The organism is Micromonospora sp. AMSO12t (genome assembly GCF_008806585.1).
In the GTDB taxonomy this organism is placed as follows: Bacteria; Actinomycetota; Actinomycetes; order Mycobacteriales; family Micromonosporaceae; genus Micromonospora; species Micromonospora reichwaldensis.
In genome coordinates this window covers 24,879-46,193 of sequence record NZ_WAAS01000023.1, presented here as the reverse complement: position 1 = coordinate 46,193, position 21,315 = coordinate 24,879, and the positions used below count along the sequence as shown (strand labels likewise).

Annotated in this window: 18 protein-coding genes; 10 read left to right on the top strand and 8 right to left on the bottom strand. The window is 73.9% G+C overall.

What is annotated here, in order from left to right; all coding sequences use genetic code 11:
- On the top strand, window positions 1-1,272 hold a 1,272-nt coding region (locus F6X68_RS05930; protein ID WP_151453315.1), incomplete at its 5' end, for a glycoside hydrolase family 6 protein.
- Between the two features lie 111 nt (window positions 1,273-1,383).
- Here the strand turns inward: F6X68_RS05930 and F6X68_RS05925 are convergent.
- From F6X68_RS05925 to F6X68_RS05905, 5 genes are all read right to left on the bottom strand, one after another.
- Entirely contained in the window at window positions 1,384-1,749 is a 366-nt protein-coding gene (locus tag F6X68_RS05925; RefSeq protein WP_151453314.1) for a hypothetical protein, read from the bottom strand.
- Between the two features lie 88 nt (window positions 1,750-1,837).
- Complete coding sequence (locus tag F6X68_RS05920) at window positions 1,838-2,146, bottom strand: hypothetical protein (protein WP_151453313.1); 309 nt, start codon at window positions 2,144-2,146, stop codon at window positions 1,838-1,840.
- Window positions 2,147-2,162: 16 nt separating this feature from the next.
- A complete protein-coding gene (locus F6X68_RS05915; RefSeq protein WP_151453312.1) occupies window positions 2,163-3,821 on the bottom strand; it encodes a sodium:solute symporter family protein in 1,659 nt (552 codons plus the stop codon).
- 234 nt (window positions 3,822-4,055) lie between these two features.
- Window positions 4,056-5,078 carry a hypothetical protein gene (locus F6X68_RS05910; protein WP_151453311.1) on the bottom strand — a complete coding sequence of 341 codons (1,023 nt, stop codon included), beginning with the start codon at window positions 5,076-5,078 and terminating at the stop codon, window positions 4,056-4,058.
- Between the two features lie 10 nt (window positions 5,079-5,088).
- Complete coding sequence (locus F6X68_RS05905) at window positions 5,089-5,682, bottom strand: hypothetical protein (RefSeq protein WP_151453310.1); 594 nt, start codon at window positions 5,680-5,682, stop codon at window positions 5,089-5,091.
- 290 nt (window positions 5,683-5,972) lie between these two features.
- Between F6X68_RS05905 and F6X68_RS05900 the strand changes: the two genes are divergently transcribed.
- The 8 genes from F6X68_RS05900 (at window position 5,973) to F6X68_RS05865 (ending at window position 16,400) form a co-directional block, all read left to right on the top strand.
- Window positions 5,973-7,463 carry a catalase gene (locus F6X68_RS05900; protein WP_151453309.1) on the top strand — a complete coding sequence of 497 codons (1,491 nt, stop codon included), beginning with the start codon at window positions 5,973-5,975 and terminating at the stop codon, window positions 7,461-7,463.
- A 230-nt stretch (window positions 7,464-7,693) separates the two neighbouring features.
- Window positions 7,694-10,255 (top strand): nitrate- and nitrite sensing domain-containing protein, encoded by a 2,562-nt coding sequence (locus F6X68_RS05895; protein ID WP_151453308.1) that lies wholly within the window; start codon window positions 7,694-7,696, stop codon window positions 10,253-10,255.
- A complete protein-coding gene (locus F6X68_RS05890) occupies window positions 10,255-10,674 on the top strand; it encodes a roadblock/LC7 domain-containing protein (RefSeq protein WP_151453307.1) in 420 nt (139 codons plus the stop codon). The genes F6X68_RS05895 and F6X68_RS05890 overlap by 1 nt, the downstream gene beginning before the upstream one ends.
- Complete coding sequence (locus F6X68_RS05885) at window positions 10,664-11,053, top strand: DUF742 domain-containing protein (RefSeq protein WP_151453306.1); 390 nt, start codon at window positions 10,664-10,666, stop codon at window positions 11,051-11,053. Before F6X68_RS05890 ends, F6X68_RS05885 begins: the two co-directional genes overlap by 11 nt.
- Window positions 11,034-11,636: an ATP/GTP-binding protein gene (locus F6X68_RS05880; RefSeq protein WP_151453305.1), complete on the top strand. Its 603-nt coding sequence runs from the start codon at window positions 11,034-11,036 to the stop codon at window positions 11,634-11,636. Before F6X68_RS05885 ends, F6X68_RS05880 begins: the two co-directional genes overlap by 20 nt.
- 127 nt (window positions 11,637-11,763) lie before the next feature.
- Complete coding sequence (locus F6X68_RS05875) at window positions 11,764-12,801, top strand: lactonase family protein (RefSeq protein WP_151453304.1); 1,038 nt, start codon at window positions 11,764-11,766, stop codon at window positions 12,799-12,801.
- A 143-nt stretch (window positions 12,802-12,944) separates the two neighbouring features.
- Complete coding sequence (locus F6X68_RS05870) at window positions 12,945-14,705, top strand: substrate-binding domain-containing protein (RefSeq protein WP_151453303.1); 1,761 nt, start codon at window positions 12,945-12,947, stop codon at window positions 14,703-14,705.
- Window positions 14,706-14,918: 213 nt separating this feature from the next.
- A complete protein-coding gene (locus tag F6X68_RS05865; RefSeq protein WP_151453302.1) occupies window positions 14,919-16,400 on the top strand; it encodes a sugar transferase in 1,482 nt (493 codons plus the stop codon).
- 12 nt (window positions 16,401-16,412) lie between these two features.
- On the opposite strand, the gene F6X68_RS05860 is transcribed toward F6X68_RS05865, so the two are convergent.
- On the bottom strand, window positions 16,413-17,543 hold the full coding sequence (locus F6X68_RS05860) for a PP2C family protein-serine/threonine phosphatase (protein ID WP_151453301.1): 1,131 nt from the start codon (window positions 17,541-17,543) through the stop codon (window positions 16,413-16,415).
- 96 nt (window positions 17,544-17,639) lie between these two features.
- Between F6X68_RS05860 and F6X68_RS05855 the strand changes: the two genes are divergently transcribed.
- The gene (locus F6X68_RS05855) at window positions 17,640-18,173 is read left to right on the top strand and encodes a MarR family transcriptional regulator (RefSeq protein WP_151453300.1); all 534 of its coding nucleotides are present in this window, start codon (window positions 17,640-17,642) and stop codon (window positions 18,171-18,173) included.
- A gap of 96 nt (window positions 18,174-18,269) precedes the next feature.
- Here the strand turns inward: F6X68_RS05855 and F6X68_RS05850 are convergent, their stop codons facing one another.
- Window positions 18,270-19,940 carry a PP2C family protein-serine/threonine phosphatase gene (locus F6X68_RS05850; RefSeq protein WP_225852013.1) on the bottom strand — a complete coding sequence of 557 codons (1,671 nt, stop codon included), beginning with the start codon at window positions 19,938-19,940 and terminating at the stop codon, window positions 18,270-18,272.
- 127 nt (window positions 19,941-20,067) lie between these two features.
- Window positions 20,068-21,306, bottom strand: a complete 1,239-nt coding sequence (locus F6X68_RS05845) for an ROK family protein (RefSeq protein ID WP_225852012.1) — start codon at window positions 21,304-21,306, stop codon at window positions 20,068-20,070.
- Between the last annotated feature and the right edge of the window lie 9 nt (window positions 21,307-21,315).

The following is a 21,315-nucleotide window of genomic DNA, read 5'->3' as shown; positions in this document are numbered from 1 at the left end:
ACGCCGCCCCCCGGTCAGCGGGTGGACAACCCGTACCTGAACGCCAAGGGGTACGTGAACCCGGAGTGGAAGGCCAAGGCCGAGTCCGTTTCCGGCGGCAGCCGGGTGTCGAACAACCCGACCGCCGTCTGGATCGACCGGATCGCCGCCATCAACGGCACCCCGGACAGCAGCTCCAACGGCGCGATGGGCGTCCGGAACCACCTGGACAAGGCGCTCGAGCAGGGGGCGAACTACATCCAGTTCGTCATCTACAACCTGCCCGGCCGCGACTGCGCCGCGCTGGCCTCGAACGGTGAGCTGCAGGCTCACGAGCTGCCCCGGTACAAGGCCGAGTACATCGACCCGATCGCCGCGATCCAGGCCGACCCGAAGTACGCCAGCCTGCGGATCGTCAACATCATCGAGATCGACTCGCTGCCGAACCTGGTGACCAACACCTCCGGCAACCCCGGCGGCACCGCGATGTGCGACACGGTGAAGGCCAACGGCGCCTACGTCAACGGCGTCGGGTACGCCCTGTCGAAGCTGGGCGCGATCGGCAACGTCTACAACTACATCGACGCCGCCCACCACGGCTGGATCGGCTGGGACAGCAACTTCAGCCCGACCGCGCAGATCCTGAAGGACGCCGCCGTCGCCTCCGGCAGCAACGTGAACAACGTGCACGGCTTCATCGTCAACACCGCCAACTACTCGGCGCTGCGTGAGCCGTACATCAAGATCACCGACAACGTCAACGGCAGCAGCGTGCGGCAGTCGAAGTGGATCGACTGGAACTTCTACGTGGACGAGCTCTCGTTCGCCCAGGCGTTCCGCAACGAGCTCGTCGCCAAGGGCTTCGACTCGAAGATCGGCATGCTGATCGACACGTCCCGCAACGGCTGGGGCGGCACCGCCCGGCCCACCGGCCCGGGCGCGACGACCAACGTGGACACGTACGTCAACGGCGGTCGGGTGGACCGTCGGATCCACGCCGGCAACTGGTGCAACCAGGCCGGGGCCGGCCTGGGCGAGCGCCCGAAGGCCGCGCCGGAGCCGGGCATCGACGCCTACGTCTGGGTGAAGCCCCCGGGCGAGTCGGACGGCTCCAGCAAGGAGATCCCGAACAACGAGGGCAAGGGCTTCGACCGGATGTGCGACCCGACCTACACCGGCAACGCCCGCAACGGCAACAGCATGAGCGGCGCCCTGCCGGACGCCCCGATCTCGGGCGCCTGGTTCCCGGCGCAGTTCACGCAGCTCATGCAGAACGCGTACCCGGCGCTCTGAGACTGGAGCCCACCCGCCGCTGGCAGTAGGTGAGGCGCTCCAGCGGCAGGTTCCCCGGGCCCCCGGTCCGACCGTCCGACGGTCGGGCCGGGGGCCCCTCGCGTACGCCGGTCAGGGCACCGTCTTCTCGATCGCCGCGCGGCCCAGCTCGGCCAGGTCCCGGCGGGCCCGCTCGACGTTCTCCGGCGTGACGTCCTGCCCCCGGGCCGCGACCAGGTCCTCCGGCTCCCAGGGCTGCTCCGCCCCGGTACGGATGTCGTCCGGGGCCGCGCCCGTGCCGGTGCCGGTCGCGCCGGTGCCGGCGGCGTACGGGTCGCCGATCAGCTCGTCGCCGCCCGACCGGTCCCCGGTGAACGACGGAGTGTCGCGGTCGGCGCCGCCGCCGGTCCTCAGCTGCGGGATGCCGGTGTCGTCCTCGACCGCCGCGGCCACCTCCGGGCTCTCCTCTAGCGGTCGGTCACGGTCACGATCCGTCATGTCGCTGCCCTCCTGTCGCCAGGTGGTCTCCTGATCCTGCTTGCGTACCCGGCGGGGCGGTGCCCATGCCGGGTGTCGGCGGGGCGGCTCAGCGCTCCTCGTCGGGGGTCTCCGGCGGTTCGACCGGATTGCGCCACTGCCAGAGCAGCATCAGCACGCCGAAGGCGAGCATGCCGAGACCCGCCCAGAGGTTGATCCGGACCCCCTGCGCCTTCTGCACGGCGGAATCGCCGTCGAAGACGCCGATCAGGGTGACGATCGCCCCGTACGCGGTGAAGAGGCCACCGATCACCCGGCGGATGTCGAACAGCCGCGCGGCGGCCGAACGGCGGCGGGCCTCCTCGGTGGCCTCGACCGACCGGTCGTGCCCGTGCGGGTTGAGGTTTTCCATGCTCATGGCCGAGCGCCCCTTCCTAGAAGAACGGCACGTAGAGGAGGAGGGACAGCGCCACCGCGATCAGGCCGAGGAGCACCGGGGAGCGCCACCAGACGGCGTCCCCGGTCAGCAGGTCGCCCTTCACGTCGACGGCGCCCATGCCGTAGACCAGCCCGCGCAGGTCCTCGTCCTGCTTCTTCGCGGTGAACGGGGTGACGACGGCGGCGACGACGGCCGCCGTGACGAACGCGATGCCGGCGCCCCAGAAGCTCTCCTCCAGGTCGGAGTTGAAGTGCACCACCCCGGCCTTGTAGAGCAGGTAGGTGGCCAGCGCCGCCAGGGTGCCCAGCAGCAGGGAGAGGAAGCCGGCCGCCGCGCTCATCCGCCGCCAGAACATGCCGATGATGAAGGTGGCGAACAGCGGCGCGTTGAACAGCGAGAACAGCGCCTGGATGTAGTTCATGATGTTGCTGAAGCCGGCGGCGATGAACGCCGTGCCGATGCCGACCAGCACGCCGCCGACCGTCGCCCACCGGCCGATGCGGATGTAGTAGTCGTCGGGGCGGTCCCGCCGCACGTACTGCTGCCAGATGTCGTAGGTGAACACGGTGTTGAAGCCGCTCACGTTCGCCGCCATGCCGGCCATGAACGACGCGACCAGGCCGGTCACCGCGATCCCGAGCACGCCGTTGGGCAGCAGGTCACGCATCAGCAGCGGGATCGCGTTGTTGTAGACCAGGTCGCCGCTCTCCGCGCCGAGCCCCTGCACCGTCACCAGGGCGACCAGGCCGGGGATCACCGTGACCACCGGGATGAGCAGCTTCGGGTACGCGGCGATGATCGGCGTCCGCCGGGCGGCGCTCATGTTCTTGGCCGACAGCGCGCGCTGCACCTCGGCGAAGTTGGTCGTCCAGTAGCCGAAGGAGAGCACGAAGCCGAGCCCGAAGACGATCCCGATCCAGTGCGCGCCGAGCGGGTTGTCGGTGCCGCCGGTGTCCTGCCAGGTGTGCAGCCCCGCCTCGCCCAGCTTGGACTCGCGCACCGCGTCCATCAGGCCGGACACCCCGCCCACCTTGACCAGTCCCAGGATCGTGATCGGCAGCAGGCCCGCGATGATCACGAAGAACTGGAGCACCTCGTTGTAGATCGCCCCGGAGAGCCCACCCACGGTGATGTACGCCAGCACGATCAGCGCGCCGACCACGATGGCGACCCAGAGCGGCCAGCCGAGCAGCGCCTGCATGATCAGTGCCAGGGCGTAGAGGTTCACGCCGGCGATGAGCACCTGGGCGACGGCGAAGCTGAGCGCGTTCAGCAGGTGGGTGGGGCGGTTGAAGCGCAGTCGCAGGTACTCGGGCACGCTGCGGACCTTGGAGCCGTAGTAGAACGGCATCATCACGATGCCGAGGAAGACCATCGCCGGCACGGCGCCGATCCAGTAGTAGTGCAGCGTCATCGCGCCGTACTGGGCGCCGTTGGCGGCCATGCCGATGATCTCCAACGCCCCGAGGTTGGCCGAGACGAAGGCCAGGCCGGTCACCCAGGCGGGCAGCGAGCGGCCGGAGAGGAAGAAGTCGACGCTGGTCCGGATGGCCCGCCGGGCGGCGAAACCGACACCGAGCACCGTGACGAAGTAGAGCGCCAGGATGCCGTAGTCCAGGACGTTCATGTTCAGCCGCAGGCCATCGCCGTCCATCCCGGTAACCCTTCGTCGACCGTCCGTGCCCGATGAGTGTGCGCGGGCAATTACCCCGAACGCGCAGTTTCACGCCTGCGGCGGCCAAACCCGCCCGCACCCTGCTTCCCGACCCCGGAAGGCACGGACGGGACGGCCCTCACCGGAGGTGTCGGAGGGCGGCCGCCGACAGCGGGGTCCGGACGCGGAGGCGCCCCCGGCCGGTCGGCCGGGGGCGCCTGTGGGGAACCGGGGTCAGCGCCCGAGCACCCGGTCCAGGAAGTCGCGGTAGTGGCGGACGGCCATCCGGAGCTGTTCGGTGTCGGCGGAGCCGGCGTCCTGCCAGCCGCCCAGCTTGTTCTTCTGCGCGGACAGCGCCGAGGAGAGCGCCTGGATGGCCTCGTCGACCAGCGACTGGGCCTCCCCGGCCGCCGCGCGGGGATCGTCCACGAAGCGCAGCTGGACGTTGCGCCAGCGGTCCCGGAAGCCCTGCGCCGTCGCCGGGTCGAAGAGGCTGGCCGGTTCGGCGGCCACGGTCGCGCCCGCCGGCCGGTCGGTGCCGGCGACCCCCAGTTCCCCGGTGGCCGCCCGCCCGGCCGGCGCGTGCTCGGCGTCCGGGTCGACCATCGTGGGCGTGGCGCTGCCGTACCCGGCAGCCCCGGCCGCGCCGCCCTCCGGGTCGCCGGCCCACCCGGTGACGTCGGCCCGGCGCTCGGGACGGCCGTCTGCGGCGTCCGGCGGCAGCACCTCGGCGCCGTCCCGGCGGTCCTGCCGGTCGTCGGAACGGTCGTCGCCGAGCCCGACGGAACGGTGGAACTCGGCGGTCGGGTCCGCCCGGCGGCCCTCCCGGGGGCCGCCCACGGCACCGTCGCCCGGGCGCGCGGTCGACTCCGTACGCGGGTCGGGCTCGTCCTCCGGCAGGGGGCTGGCCAGGGCGGACGCGGCGACCGCGCCGCCGACGCTGGTGGCCCCGAAGGCGGTCGGCACCGGCCCCGGCTCGTGGAACCCGCCCCGGTCGCGGTCGGCGTCCCGGTCGTCCGGCCGGGCCCGGCCGGCGTCCCGGTCGCGCGACGGCTCGTCGTCGTCGCGGCCGGTCCGGTTGCGGCCGGTCCGGTCGCGGTCGGCGACCGCCGGATCGTCGAAGGTGCCCCGGTCGTCGAGGACGTCCTCGGGTACGTCGGCCCGGCCGGACCGGTCGCCCGGAGGCGGCACCGGCACCGGCTCGGAGCGGACGGCCTCGGGGTGCTCGTTGCCCACCCGCTGCTCTTCCTGGCGCATGGTCATCCTCCTAGCGGCTCGTGACGTCGTGCTGGCTGTCCGGGTCGTGCTGCTCGGACGGTCGGGCTCCGACCGGCTCCTCGCCGAGCAGGTCTGCGAAGAGGGCGCGGTAGTGGACGACGGCCTGGCGGAGTTCCTCCGTGCTCGCCTCGCCCCGGGAGTTGCGCAGGTGGATGTCGTGGGCGTCGCGGTAGTGGCCCAGCGTGCGGGCGTGTTCGACGGAGAGGTGGGCGATCTGGTCGGAGAACTCGCCGGTGGGGTAGCCACGTTCCGCGATGAGCCGGGTGACCAGTTCGTCCGCCTCACCCACGGTCTCGGCGGGGGAGTCGACGAAGCGGACCTGGAGCTCCTCCCACGCGGCGGAGTACCGGGCCCGGGACTCGGGGGCGAGGGGGGTCAGCGTGAGCTCCGCGTGGCGGCGCTCCCGCTCCCGCAGTTCCCGCTCGGCGGCGGTCCGGCTGTCCTGCTCGGCGACGGCACGGTCGTACTCGGGACCGAACCGCGACCGCAGCGCGCGGCGGCGGGCGTACGACCGGGCGGCCACGGCTACGGCCGCGATCACCAGCACGACGAGAACGATGACGACTATCTGCGTGGGCGACATGGCTCCTCCTTCGTCAGGTGGTATTCCCTCCGCTCACTGCCCGCCAATCCCGTTCCGGTGCACTTTCCTGACGAACCCGACCCCGCTGCCCGGCGGACCCGACCCCCGCTGATTCCCCGCCGCGGCATGACGAGTCACACAGCGTGACCGGCCGCCAAAACTTGACTCGTTCCAGAAAACGCGCTTGGGTGGGGTGATGCCGGTCGGATCCTGCTGCGCCGGTTCGCCCCGGCCGGCGGACCGGCCCGGTACGAGCTGGGCGGGACGACCACGACCACCGGAGGAGAGCCATGAGCGACCCGCAGGCCAACAGGCCGATCCTCACCACCCGTCAGGGTCACCCCGTGCACAACAACCAGCAGCAGCGGACGGTCGGTTCGCGCGGCCCGGCGACGCTGGAGAACTACCACTTCCTGGAGAAGATCAGCCACTTCGACCGGGAGCGCATCCCGGAGCGGGTGGTGCACGCCCGCGGCTTCGTCGCGCACGGCGAGTTCGAGGCGTACGGGACGATCGGCGACCAGCCGGCGTCGACGTACACCCGGGCCAAGCTGTTCCAGACCAGGGGCAACAAGACGCCCGTGACCATCCGCTTCTCCACCGTCATCGGCGGCCGGGACTCCTCCGAGGCGGCGCGCGACCCGCGCGGCTTCGCCGTCAAGTTCCGCACCGAGGACGGCAACTGGGACATGGTGGGCAACAACCTCCAGGTCTTCTTCATCCGCGACGCGATCAAGTTCCCGGACGTGATCCACGCGCTGAAGCCGGACCCGGTCACCTTCCGTCAGGAGCCGAACCGGATCTTCGACTTCATGTCGAACACGCCCGAGTCGATGCACATGCTGACCTGGCTCTTCTCCCCGTACGGCATCCCGAAGAACTACCGGACGATGCGCGGCTCCGGGGTGAACACCTACCGCCTCGTCAACGCCGAGGGCGAGGGCGTGCTGGTCAAGTTCCACTGGCTGTCCCAGCAGGGCGAGCACAACCTCACCCAGGCCGAGGCGGACGCCATCCAGGCCACCGAGCTGGGCCACGCCTCGAAGGACCTCTACGAGGCGATCGAGCGCGGCGACCACCCGAAGTGGGAGCTCAACGTCCAGGTGATGAGCGACGACGAGCACCCGGAGCTGGACTTCGACCCGCTCGACGACACCAAGATCTGGCCGGCGGAGGACTTCCCCTACCTGCCGGTCGGCATGATGACGCTCAACCGCAACATCACCGACCACCACAACGAGAACGAGCAGATCGCCTTCGGCACCGGCGTGCTGGTCGACGGCATCGACTTCTCCGACGACAAGATGCTGATCGGCCGGACGTTCTCCTACTCGGACACCCAGCGTTACCGGGTCGGCCCGAACTACCTCCAGCTGCCGGTCAACCGGCCGCGCGAGGACGTGCGGGTCAGCACCAACCAGACCGGCGGCCAGATGTCGTACGGGGTGGACGACCGCGGTGCCAACCCGCACATCAACTTCGAGCCGTCCTCGGTCGCCGGTCTCCGGGAGGCCGACGAGTCCTACCGGGAGTACCGTCCGTTCGTCTCGGGCCAGGTCATGAAGGCCCCGATCGAGCGGCAGAACAACTACGCCCAGGCGGGCCGGCGCTACCGCGAGATGGCCGACTGGGAGCGGGACGACCTGATCCTCAACCTCACCACCCTGCTGGCCCAGTGCGACAAGCACATCCAGGAGAAGATGGTCTGGCACTTCAGCCAGTGCGACGCCGACTACGGCCGCCGGGTCGCCGAGGGCCTCGGCATCTCCGTCGACGCCTGATCCGTACCACCCACGAACGCCCCGCCGGCCCCCGGCGGGGCGTTCGTCGATCATGGACGTTCGTCCGGTAGGCCCGGCGCGACGGACGGTAGTGCATCGGGCGAGGATTACGTATCCTGCCCAAGGCGTCAGCCGGACCTGCCCGGCACCGCGGGCCGGAACAGTCCGACCGCGACGCTGCCCGGCCGGCGCCGGCGCCCCCGCAGCCACACCTTTCGGGCGAGGTCTGATTGAACACCCGCGACTGGCCGATCCGCTCGAAGCTGACCGCATTGGTCGTCGTGCCGGTGACCGCGCTGCTGGCACTCTGGATCTTCGCCACCACGCTCACCTTCGGGCCCGCCCTCGATCTGCTCGCCGCCCGGACGCTCCTCTACGACCTCGGCCGTCCCGGCGAGACGGTGGTGGCCGAGCTGCAACGGGAACGCCGGCTCTCGGTGGTGCAGTTGGCGGGCGAGAGCGACGCGCCGGGGCTCGCCGAGCAGCGGCAGCGGACCGACCGGGCGATCGCGGAGCTGCGCCGGCGGGTCGGCGGGGAGGAGTTGCGCGACGCCGCCGACGACATCCTCGACGCCCGGCTCGACCAGCTGGTCACCGCGCTGGACGCGCTGCCCGCCGGGCGGGGGTTCATCGACCGGCGGGCGGTGGACCGGGCCGGCGCGGTCGGGCTCTACAGCGGAATGATCAATTCGGCCTTCCAGGCGTTCTCGGCGATGGCCAACCTGCCCGACCGGGACCTCAACCGGCAGGCCCTGGCCGTCACCGGGCTCGGCCGGTCCCGGGAGCTGCTCGGGCAGACCGACGCCCTGCTCGCCGGGGCGTTCACCGCCGGCCGGTTCGCCGACGGCGAGCACCTCCAGCTGGTGCAGACCGTCGGCAACCAGCGGTTCCTCGCCGAGACGGCGATCGCCGACCTGCCGGACGCCGAGCGCGCCGCGTTCCAACGGCTGACCGAGGGGGCGACCTTCGGCCGGCTGCGGGCGATGCAGGACGAGCTGGTGGGCGCCGGCTCCGCCACCCGGCCGACAGTGGACCCGAGGGCCTGGCAGGAGAACTACCAGGCGGTGCAGCAGGCACTGCGGGAGTTCGAGCTGGCGCAGGCCGACGGGCTCGCCGAGCGGTCGGTGCCGTCGGCCGTGCGCATCCTGGTCCGCCTCGGCGCCGCCGGGCTGCTGGGCCTGGCCGCCGTCGTGGTCTCGGTCCTCGTGTCGCTGCGGGTCGGCCGCAGCCTCGCGCACCGGCTCTCCGGCGTACGCACGGCCGCGCTGGAGACGGCCGAGCACCGGCTGCCCGACGTGGTGGCCCGGCTGCGCCGGGGCGAGCAGGTCGACGTCGCCCGGGAGGCGCCCCCGCTGGAGTACGGCGGCGACGAGATCGGCCAGGTGGCGCGGGCGTTCACCGCGGTGCAGCGCACCGCCGTGCAGTCGGCCGTCGACGAGGTGACCCTGCGCCGGGGCCTCAACGAGGTGTTCCTCAACATCGCCCGGCGCAGCCAGGGGCTGGTGCACCGGCAGCTCGCGCTGCTCGACCGGATGGAGCGGCACACCGAGGACCCGGACGAGCTGGCGGAGCTGTTCCGCGTCGACCACCTCGCCACCCGGCTGCGGCGGCACGCCGAGGACCTGGTCATCCTGGCCGGCGCGGCCCCCGGGCGGGGCTGGCGCAACCCGGTCGCGACGGTCGACCTGGTCCGGGGCGCGATCTCCGAGGTCGAGTCGTACGACCGGGTCGACATCACCACCGTGGCACCCGCCGGCGTGCTGGGGCGGGCCGTCGGCGACGTGATCCACCTGCTCGCCGAGCTGATCGAGAACGCCACCGCGTTCTCGCCGCCGAAGACCCGGGTCGAGGTCTCCGGGCAGCACGTGGCGAACGGCTACGCGGTGGAGGTCACCGACCGGGGCCTGGGCATGTCCGCCGCCGCGCTGGAGGACACGAACCGGCGGCTGGCCCGCTCGCCCGACTTCGAGCCCTCCGAGACCGCCCGCCTCGGACACTTCGTGGTGGCCCGCCTCGCCGCCCGGCACGGGGTCCGGGTGCGGCTGCGCCCGTCCGACGGCGGCGGGCTGACCGCTGTGGTGCTCATCCCCGCCGACCTGGTCACCGACGAGCCCTCTCTGCCCCCGACCGGCGGCCCGCCGGTGGCGCCCCGGCCCGCCTCGACGTCGGAGGAGCGGCGGCTCGCCCGGGCGAGCCGGCTGGGCACGCTGCCCCGCCCGGCCCGCTCCACCGGGCCCGCCACGGCACCCTCCACCGGGGCTCCGGCCGCCTCCCGCTCCGCGCACGCCGGCACGGGCCCCGCGCGGCCGGCCCCGGCCGGCGCGGCCCCCGGTTCGGCCCCGGGTGGGGCGGATGCCGGCGGTCCCGCCCCGGTCGAGGCCGTCGGGGAGATCGACGGGCTGCCCCGTCGGGTACGCCGCCGGCCTCCGGCGGTCCGGCCCCGGCACCCGGACACGACCGGGGAGCACTCCTCCGCCGGGGACGCGTCGGGGCGGCGGTCCGCGCTGGACGGCCCGACGCTGCGGCAGCCGGTGATCGCCAGTCCCGCCCCGCGCAGCCCGGAGGAGGCACGGCGGATCATGTCCGCCCTCCAGGCCGGCACCGCCCGTGGCCGCGCGGCGGCCACCGGGACGACCCCGCGACAGGCCGCGCCCGCCGCCGACCGGCCGGACCCGCCTCGTGCAGACCCGAGCCCGACGCCGGCCGACCCGCCGAGTGCGGACCCGAACCCGACGCCGGCCGAGCAGCCGGTGGACACCGAACCCAGGACCGCGACTGAGAGGGACGCCTGATGCATCCGACTAGGCAGAGCGCCGATCTCGACTGGTTGCTCGACGAGCTGGTGGAACGGGTGCCGCCCGCCCGACAGGCGGTGGTGCTCTCGGCGGACGGGCTGCTGATGGGCGCCTCCGCCGGGATGGACCGTGCCGACGCCGAGCACCTGTCCGCGCTGGCGTCGGGCTTCTCCAGCCTGGCCCGGGGCGCGAGCCGGCAGGTGGCCGGCGGGGCGGTCCGGCAGACCGTGGTGGAGATGGAGTCCGCGTACCTCTTCGTCACCGCGGCCGGGCAGGGCGCCTGCCTGGCCGTGGTCGCCGACGCGGACGCGGACATCGGCCTCGTGGCGTACGAGATGGCGATGCTCGTCACCCGGGTCGGGGAGTACCTCAGCGCCCCGGCCCGGACGACGGCGGGGACCGCCGATGCGGGCTGACTCGCCCGGGCCGCAGCACGAGTGGCTCGACGACGACGCCGGCCCGGTCGTGCGGCCCTACACCCTCACCGGCGGCCGGGTCCGCTCGGGCGCGGTCGGCTTCGACCTGGTCGCGTACGTGCTGGCCGAGGCGGCCGCCGACCCGACCGTCCACCCGGAGCTGCACCCCGAGCACCGGCGCCTGGTGGAGTTGGCCGCCCGACCGGTCCCCGTCGCGGAGCTCGCGGTCGACCTCGACCTCGCGGTGGGCGTGGTCCGCGTGCTCCTCGGCGACCTGCTGTCGCGCGGGCTGGTCGCGGTGCACCAGCCGACGGCCGCCGCATACCTGCCCGACGACGACATCCTCAAGGCGGTGGTCAGTGGACTCCGTGCGCTATGACCGGACCGGATCCGAATCCCGGATCCCGCTCGCGTTGAAGATCCTGATCGCCGGGGGGTTCGGCGCCGGCAAGACGACGCTGGTGAGCGCGCTCAGCGAGGTCCGGCCGTTGCAGACCGAGGAGGTGCTGACCGGTGCCGGCATCGGCACCGACGACCTCTCCGGCGTAGAGGCGAAGTCGACCACCACGGTGGCGATGGACTTCGGCCGGATCACGATCAACGACGACCTCCAGGTCTACCTCTTCGGCACCCCGGGCCAGGACCGGTTCTGGTTCCTCTGGGACGAGCTGGCGTTCGGCGCGCTCGGGGCCGTGGTGCTCGCCGACACCCGCCGACTGGCCGACTGCTTCCCGTCGATCGACTACTTCGAGCAGCGGGGCGTCCCGTTCGTCGTGGGGGTCAACTGCTTCGACGGCGGCCGCCGGTTCAGCCTGGAGTCCGTACGCCAGGCGCTGGACCTCGACCCCGACGTGCCGCTGGTGCTCTGCGACGCGCGGGACCGGCAGTCCGGCAAGGAGGTGCTGATCGCGCTGGTCGAGCACGTGGCCCGGCAGCGCGGCGAGCCCGTCCCGGCGGCCTGAGCCGGCGGCGGCCCGGCGGGCGTCTGCCGGCGGGCCGCCACGATTCGGTGGGGGTTTCGGGGCTAAGCGGGCGGCCCAGTGGGAACGCTGGTGGGATCGACGGAGGAATCGGCGGAAGGCGGACGCGGTGACAGGTCAGGGCGAGATCGTCCACATCGGCGGCTACACGGCGCACAGCGGGGGCCGGGCCGCCGGCATCGTCGCGGCGCGGCGGGACCCCGTCTCCGGTGAGCTGACCCCGCTCGGCACCGTCGCGGTCACCCCCTCGCCCTCCTTCCTGGCTCGGCACCCGCGGCTGCCCGTCCTCTACGCGGTGAACGAGCTGCCCGACGGGCAGGTCAGCGCCTTCCGCGTCGGCGCCGACGGCGAGCTGACCCCGCTCGGCACCCGGCCCACCGGGGGCGCGGAGCCCTGCCACCTGGCGGTCGTCCCGGACGGCGGCCACCTCGTGGTGGCCAACTACGGCGGCGGCAGCGTGACGGTGTTCCCGCTCGACCCCGACGGCGCCCCCGGCGAGCGCAGCGACCTGGTGCAGCACGAGGGGCACGGGCCGGACCGGGAGCGCCAGGAACGCGCGCACGCCCACATGGTGAACCCCGATCCGGGCCAGGGCCCGCTGCTCGCGGTCGACCTGGGCACCGACTCGATCTACCGCTACGACCTGGACGCGGCCTCCGGCCGGCTGGTACCCCGGGCACCCCGGGTGCGCACGGCCGCCGGCGTCGGTCCCCGGCACCTGGCCCGGCACCCGGACGGGCGGCGCTGCTGGGTGGCGGGGGAGCTGGACGGTTCGGTCACCGCCTACGAGCTGACCGGCGACGGCGCGCTGCACCAGCGGGGCCGCGTCGAGGCCAGCGACCGCACCGGGCCCGTCCAGCCGTCGGAGATCGCGGTCGGCCCGGACGGACGCTTCCTCTACGTCGCCAACCGGGGAGTGGGCACCGTCGCGGTCTTCGCCGTGGCCGGCGAGCTGCCGGAGCTGGTCGCCGAGGTGGACACGGGCGGGGAGTGGCCGCGGCACTTCGCCCTGGCCGGCGAGCACCTCTACGTCGCCGACGAGCGGGCCGACATGATCCGGGTCTTCCGGGTGGACGCGGGCACCGGCGTCCCGGCTCCGGTCGGGGAGCCGGTGGCTGTGACGTCCCCCACCTGTGTGGTGCCCTGACCAGCCAACATGTCCGCGACATCGACGCCACGGGGCGGCATAACCACGCACCGTAGCAATTCGGTGATCAACTATTTCTTCTGCGTAACTTTCGTCCGAACGGCCCGTGGCAGTCGTCCCGACAGGTCCGCAAGATGGTCACCGTGTCAGCAGGCCGCCATCGCATGCGTACGAATTTCCACGCAGCCACCGCCGCCGCTGCCGTGGGCGTCCTCGCCGTCACGGCCGGCGGCTGGTTCGGCTACCAGCAGCTGGCGCAACCGAACTGCTCGGGCCGTACCGAGCTGTCCGTCGCCGTCGCGGCCGAGCTCGCCCCGGCGGTCGACGCCGCCGCCGCGCGGTGGGTGAAGGACGGTGCCGCCGTGGGCGGCACCTGCATCGCGGTGAACGTCACGGCGTCCGATCCGGTCGACGTGGCCGCGACGGTCGCCGCCAAGCACGGCGTCACCCTGGCCGGCGTGGGGCAGGCCAGCGGCACCTCGGTCAGCCCGGACGTCTGGGTGCCCGACTCCTCCACGTGGCTGCTGCGGCTCAAGACCGGTGGCGCCACCGCCTTCGAGCCGGGCAACGGGGCGTCCATCGCCCGCAGCCCGGTGGTCGTGGCGATGCCGGTGCCGATCGCCACGCGGCTCGGCTGGCCGCAGAAGAAGTTCAGCTGGACCCAGCTCCTGCAGCAGGTGCAGAGCGACAAGCCGTTGCGCACCGGGATCGTCGAGCCGACCCGCGACGCCGCCGGCCTGTCCGGCCTGCTCTCGCTGACGGCCGCCGCCAGCGCCTCCGGCGGCCCCGACGCGGAGAAGGAGAAGGTGGCCGCGCTGCGGGCGCTCGCCACCGACCGCTCGGCGCTGCGGCCGGACCTGCTCGCCCGGTTCCCCACCGCCTCGGATCCCACGACGATCGCGAGCAGCCTGGGTGCGGCGGCGCTCTCGGAAGAGGACGTGATCCAGTACAACAGCAAGAAGCCGCCGGTGCCGCTGGCCGCGCTCTACCTGGAGCCGGCGCCCGCGCCGCTGGACTACCCGTACGCGGTGCTGCCCGGCATCGAGCCGGCCAAGGCGGCGGCGGCGAGGGTGCTCTACGAGGTGCTCGTCACCGACGACTTCCGTGACCAGTTGGCGAGCCGGTCGCTGCGCGCGCCGGACGGCAACTGGGGCGCGGGCTTCGACGCGCCGCAGGGCGCGCCCAGCCCGGCCGGCGGCGCTCCCGCCCCGCCGGCCAACGGCGGCGGATCGGCTCCGGGCGGGCTCGACCCGCAGGCCATGGAGCGCGCCGTCTCCAGCTGGTCGATCGCCACCCAGTCCGGCCGGATGCTCGCAGTCATCGACGTCTCCGGGTCGATGAAGGAGAAGGTGGCCAACGCCGGCAACGCGACCCGGCAGCAGGTCACCGTCGAGGCGGCCCGGCGCGGGCTGAACCTCTTCGACGACTCCTGGTCGATCGGTCTCTGGACGTTCTCCACGCAGCTGGTGGGCGCCCGCGACCATCGGGAACTGCTCACCATCGGGCCGCTGTCCCGCCAGCGCGGCAAGCTGGAGCAGTCCCTGGGCTCGATCCGCTCGTCGAATGGTGACACCGGCCTCTACGACACCGTGCTGGCGGCGTACCAAGAGGTGCAGGACAACTGGGAGCCCGGCCGGGTCAACTCGATCGTGCTGTTCACCGACGGCAAGAACGAGGACTCCGACGGCATCACGCAGCAGAAGCTGCTGGCCGAGCTGAACAAGCTCAAGGACCCGGAGCGGCCGGTGCAGGTCGTGATCATCGGTATCGGCAGCGACGTGAGCAAGGCCGAGCTGAAGTCGATCACCGACGTCACCGGCGGAGGCGCCTTCGTCACCGAGGACCCGACCAAGATCGGCGACATCTTCCTCAAGGCGATCGCGCTGCGCAAGGCCCCGGCCTGAGCCGCAACGCAGCGCGGGGCGCACCCGCCGCACGGGATCCGGTGCCGTGGGCCCTTTCCCCGCAAGGGGTTCCTCGGGGAAAGTAGTGACGGTAATGCGTCCGAAGCAATCGGCGAGCGGGGTTGTCGGGGCACGATGTCCTGGTGCCCCTACGGCCGGCCCGCGACCCGGGCCCGGCGTACGGGCCGTCGGCGACCGAAGTGGGGAGGGCCGGTGACCTCAGCGACGCTGTTGACCCCCGCCAGCACGTCGTCGAGACCGGACGAACCGCGGCCAGGGCCGGCCCGCACCCGCGAGCGTGCCTACGTCCGCTCCCTGGTGGTGCTGGACACCACCGTCCTGACCCTCGCCGTGCTCGTCGGGTACGTCGCCCGGTTCGGCGACGACGCCCCCGGCGGATCGAAGATCCCGTACGTTCTGGTCGCCCCCGGGCTGGTCCTCGCCTGGCTGGTCTCGCTGCGGGTGCTGCGCTGCTACGACGACCGCGTCCTCGGCTACGGCGCCGACGAGTACCGGCGGGTCGGCACCGCCAGCCTGCGCCTCGCCGGTGGCATCGCGATCGCCGGCTACATCGCCGACGTGGGCGTCTCCCGGGGATTCCTCGGCATCTCGTTCGCCGTCGGCATGCTCGGCCTGGAGGTGGCCCGGTTCGCCGCCCGCAAGCGGCTGCACCGGGCGCGTTCCGAGGGCGCCGGCTGGTCGCGCAAGGTGCTGGTGGTCGGCGACACCGCGCACGTGCTGGAGTTGGTGCACACCCTGCGGCGCGAGCCGTACGCGGGCTACCAGGTGGTCGGGGCCTGCATCCCGGACGCGCTGCTCGCCCCGGTCGCGCAGCGGCTGGGCGACGTGCCGGTGGTCGGCTCGTTCCGGGGCATCCCCGAGGCGGCCACCGCCATCGGCGCGGACACCGTCGCGGTGACCGCCTCCGGCGAGCTGACCGCCACCCGCCTGCGCCGGCTGGGCTGGCAGTTGGAGGGCACCGGCATCGACCTGGTGGTGGCCCCGGCGCTGACCGACGTCGCCGGCCCGCGCATCCACACCCGGCCGGTCGCCGGCCTGCCGCTGATCCACGTCGAGGCGCCCGAGTTCCGCGGGGCCCGCAAGCTGGTAAAGGGCTTCGTCGACCGGGCCGTCTCGTCGGTCGCCCTCACGCTGCTGCTGCCGTTGCTGGCCGTCGTCGCGCTGGCGATCAAGGTCGACAGCCGGGGGCCGGTGCTGTTCCGGCAGACCCGGGTCGGGCAGGGCGGGCGGGAGTTCGGCGTCTACAAGTTCCGCACCATGGTGGTCAACGCCGACGCCCTGCTGGCCGCGCTGGCCGTCCGCAACGAGACCGACGGCCTGATGTTCAAGATGCGCGACGACCCGCGGGTGACCCGCATCGGGCGGCTGCTGCGCAAGTGGTCGCTGGACGAGCTGCCGCAGCTGGTCAACGTCCTGCTCGGGGACATGAGCCTGGTCGGCCCCCGACCGCCGCTGCCCTCGGAGGTGGCCCGCTACGACGGCGACGTGGCCCGCCGGTTGCTGGTCAAGCCGGGCATGACCGGGCTCTGGCAGGTGAGCGGCCGATCCGACCTGAGCTGGGAGGACGGCATCCGGCTCGACCTCTACTACGTGGAGAACTGGTCGCTCGCGGCCGACCTGACGATCCTCTGGAAGACCTTCGGCGCGGTGGTCAACAGCCGTGGGGCGTACTGAGCGGCCGGCCGCTCAGTCCTGCGGGCCCGTCCAGTCCAGGCACACCACCACCGCGTCGTCGGTCAGGTCGCCGGCGACGAACGCGCGCAGGTCGCCGATCAGCGAGCGGACGGCGTCCAGCGGCTCCATCGGTCCGGTCCGGCGCAGGAACCGGTCGAGCGCGGTCTCGCCGTACCGGACGTCCTGCCCGGTGGCCTCGATGACGCCGTCGCTGACCACGAAGAGCCGATCGTCGCGGCACAGCTCGAAGTGCTGCTCCCGGTAGTCGGTGGCCTCGAACATGCCGAGCGGGAACTGCGCCTCCAGCGGCAGCTCCCGGACCTGCCCGTCGCGCAGCAGCACGAGGCGGGGCGACCCGGCGTCGACCACGGTGAGCAGCCCCGAGCGCAGGTCCAGCTCCATCAGCAGCACCGCGAGGTGCTGGTCTCCCCGGTGCAGGTCGTAGACCGCCTGGTCGGCGAGGGCCGCCTGGTCGGCGAGGGCGAGCCCGGACCGGCGGGCGTTGCGCAGCGCGTGGGTGGCGAGCGAGGTGAGCATCGCGGCGGCCACCCCCTCGCCCGTGCCGTTGATGGTCGCCAACCAGACCCGGCTGCCGTCGTCGGACCAGTCGAAGCTGTCGCCGCGCACCGCGTACGCCGGTTCCAGCTGTCCGGCGAGGCTGAACGACGGGCGGGTCCGGCTGCGGCCCGGGAGCATCTCCCACTGCATCTCGGCGGCGAGGGTGAGCCGCCTGCTACGCCGTGCGGACCGGTACACGTCCGTGCCCGGGGTGACCGCGGCGATCTCGTGGGCGAGCGTGGTGGCGATCTCCGTCAGCTCGTCGAGCGCGGCCGGCCGGGCCGGCACGGGGGTCACGACCAGCACGCCGCGGCGTTCCCCGCGCATGGACACCGGAAGGTATCCGGTGTCGTCGGCGACGATCGGGGCCTGGTGGTCGAAGCAGCGCCAGGCGGGGTGCCCCGGCGCGGTGACGGGCTCGTCCCCGACGAGCGGCAGCAGCGCCGCCAGCCGGTAGTCGACCTGGAGCAGTTCCACCCGGGCGATCCCGTAGTCCGCGGCCAGGACGTCGGCGATCCGGTCCAGCAGCAGGTCGGCGGGCGCCTCGTTGAGGACCTGCCGTGCCCGGTTGACCGGTTCGCTCATCATCGCTCCCTCGTCACGAGCCCAGACTTGGGGATTCGGAGTAGTCTCGGGCCCACCATGGCGGATGTGCACGGTCCCTCCGGACCCGAGACGAGTATGGCCGTCGAGCTCGACGCGGTGGCCGACGCCCTGCTGACGGTCTGGGAGGCCGCGCGGGAGCGGACGACCAGTCGCGTCTCCGGCGCGCAGTTGCGCGCGATCATGCTGGTCGAGCAGCACGAGGGGATCAACCTCCGCGGCCTGGCCACCGGGCTCGACATGCTGCTCTCCTCCGCCAGCCGGCTCTGCGACCGCCTGGTGGCGGCGGGCATGCTGGAACGGGAGCCCGGCCGGTTCGACCGGCGGGAGATCTCGCTGCACCTGACCCCGGAGTCCCGCCGGCTCCTCGCCGAGCTGCGGGACGACCGGCGCCAGCAGCTCGCGGCGATCCTCGCCGACATGACCGCCGAGGGGCGGCAGGCTCTCCTGCGGGGCATGCGGGAGTTCGACGAGGCGGCACGGCACCGGAACGCCTCCGTGCAGTCCGTCGAGGCGGCCGGCCCCTGGCCGGCGGTGCCGCGGGAGCGCCCGGTCGGCCTACCGGCGCAGGAGCAGCCGGGGAACGGGCCGCGGGTGGCCAGGACGGCCTGACCCGGCCGGAGCGGGCACACGGGTTCCCCGCGTCGACGGGGTTCGCCGAAGGATCGGGCGTGGCCGGCGGACACCCGGCCGCGACGGTTCGGCCGGTCAGGGCGCTGCCGCCGCGACGGCCAACATCGCGATGTCGTCCTGGCTCTGCCCGTCGAGCCACTCGTCGACGGCGTCGAGGAGCCGGTCGACCAGCGCGGCCGGGGCCAACCCGGCGGCCGAGGCCAGCGCCGCGCGCAGCCGCTCCTCGCCGAACATCTCCTGGCCGCCGGGGCCGCCGCGCGCCTCCAAGACCCCGTCGGTGTACGCGAGCAGCAGCTCGCCGGGGCCGAGGCACAGCTCCGCCTCGGCGAACCGGGCGGTGGCCAGCGCGCCCACCGGCATCCCGCCGACCGCGACCGGGGCGACCTCACCGTCGGCCCGGACCAGCAGCGGGGACGGGTGGCCGCCGCCGGCGATCCGGACGGTGCACCCGCCGCCGGGCGCGGCGTGGAGGGTGCCGAGCAGCAGGGTGGTGAACTGGCTGCGGCGGGCCGCGTCCGGGGAGTCGAGAAGCGCCTGGTCGAGCAGCCGCATCAACTCCAGCGGCCGTTGCTCGACCAGGCGCAGGGTCCGCAGGGACTGGCGGACCCGCCCGGTGAGGACGGCCGCGCCGACGCCCTTGCCGGCCACGTCCCCGAGGGCGAAGATCGCGCCTCCCGGGATGGGGAAGACGTCGTAGAAGTCGCCGCCGATGCGCAGCCGGTCCCCGGCCGCCCGGTACCCGCCGGCGAGGGTGGCGCCCGGCACGGCCGGCAGGTCGGGCGGGAGCAGGCTGTTCTGCAACACCCGCGCCAGGTGGACCTGTTCGCCGTAGAGTTCGGCGGCGCCGAGGGCCGCGCCCGCGCGGGCGGCGAACTCCCGGGCCAGCTCGACGTCGCGCCCGGCGAAGCCGGCCCGCCCGGCACGACGGACCAGCACCAGGGCTCCGGTGGTGCGTCCGGCGCCCCGCATGGGGCTGACCAGCACGGTGCCGGGCCGGCCGAAGCCGGGCGGAAGCACGGAGGACAGGCCGGCCGTCTCCTGGTCCGGCCACGGGGCCGGGTTGGCCGGGTGCCCGGCCAGCGCCTCGGCCAGGCCGGGCAGCGAGCCGGTCAGCGACCAGGTCGCCAGCCCGGTCGCCGGGGTGGGATCGACCCCGTCGTACCGGATCCAGTGCGGCTGGCCCTCCGCGGGCGGGGGCGGCAGGTGGACCACCATGGCCAGGTCGGCCAGGTAGGGGACGGGCAGGGTCGTGGCGGTCCGCAGCGTCTGCTCGCGCTGGAGCGACAGCCCGAGGCGGCTGCCGGCCTGGGCGAGGAACGTCGTCCGGGACCGCTCGACACCGAGCGCCTCGGTGCGCGCGTGTTCCTCGGTGACGTCCCGCACGTACCAGGCGTGCCGCCCGTCGGCCAGGTCGCGTCGTACGCCCCGCAGCCGGCGACCGCCGTGTTCGGCGTCGAAGCTGTCCGCCCCGGCCCTCACCGACCGGGCCATGGCTGGTATCGGACAGGTGCGCAGGTCGGTGCCGGGCACGAGCTCGGGGAGGAGGGCGGTCGCCATCGCGTTGACCAGGGTCACCAGCCCCGCCCGGTCGGCCGTCACGACCGCCTCGGTGAGCCCGTCGAGCACCTCCCGGGTCAGCCGGGAGTCGACCGGGCGCGCGGGGTCGGGGGAGAGGCCGGAGCGGAAGCGGGCGGGCTGCCCGCCGTCGGCCGGGCGCGTGCCACCGCCCCCGGGAACGGTGGTCACCGCCGCTCGCCGGGCGCCCCGGTCGGTCGACCTGTGCGCATGCTGGTCGTGCTCTCCTCGGATGGGGGTCGTTGCCTCGGGGCAAGCGTACCGAGGCGGGGCGACGCCGCCCCCGGGGGAATCCGGCTCAGGCCGCCCGGGCCAGCCAGCCGGCCGGGCGCGCCAGGATGCGGCGTACCACCGAGCCGGCCCCGCCGACGGCCGCGGCGGCGGCGCCGAGGGACGCCGGGCGGACGGTGACCGGCGACCAGGCCGCGGTGAGCACCCGCCGGGAGATCTCGGCGAGCACCGGCGGGCGCAGCCACGGCGCCAGCGGGGCGTACCCGCCGCCGAGCACCACGGTGTCCAGGTCCAGCAGGTTCACCACGCCGGCGACGGCGACCCCCAGGGCGGTGCCGGCCTCGGCCAGGGCCCGCAGCGCGCCCGGGTCGCCGGCCCCGGCCAGCTCGGCCAGCCGGGTCGTCGCGGTGTCCGCCGGCAGGTCCGCGCCGGCGAGGCCGGCCGCGGCGAGGATCGCCTCCTGACCGGTGTACGTCTCCAGGCAGCCCCGCCCGCCGCACCGGCAGGGCGGGCCGTCGGGCCGGATCGGGAGGTGACCGATCTCCCCGCTCCAGCCGCGTGCGCCCCGGAACAGGGCTCCGTCGAGCACGATCCCGGCGCCGATGCCGACCTCGCCGGAGATGTGCAGGAAGCTGGCCCGACCCGCCGGCCCGGCGTGCAGCTCGCCCAGCGCGGCGAGGTTGGCCTCGTTGTCGACCACCAGCGGCGGTACGCCGTCGACGTGCGCGGTCAGCGGCGGCCCCTCGGCGAGCAGCGCGGGGACGGGCACGTCGCGCCAGCCGAGGTTCGGGGCGAGACGGACCAGGCCGGCGTCGTCGACCAGGCCGGGCACCGCGAGGGCGGCGCCGGCCAGGGTGAGCCCCTCGCGGGCGGCGTCGGCGCGGGCGCGGGCGGCCAGGTCGGCCAGCCGGGCGAGCGCCTCGGCGGGGGAGACGGGCCGCAGGTCGGCGCGGTGCACGGTGTGGTGGCGGACCCGGCCGGCGAGGTCGACCACGCAGGCGGCCAGGTAGTCGACGTTGACCTCCAGGCCGAGCCCGGCCGGGCCGTCCGTGGCGAGCACCAGGCCCCGTGAGGGCCGTCCCGCGCCGGTCCGGGGCGTCGGCTCCGACTCGGCGACCAACCGGCCGGCGAGCAGGTCCTCCACCACGGCCGAGACGGTGGCCCGGGTGAGGCCGGTGCCGGCGGCCAGCTCGGCCCGGGAGGGCGGGCGGTCGGCGGCGGCGATCCGGCCGAGCACCACGGCGAGGTTCCACTCGCGCAGGCTGCCCTGCCGCACCGGTCCGGGCGGGGCGTCGGGTCGGGTCACCCCTTGACA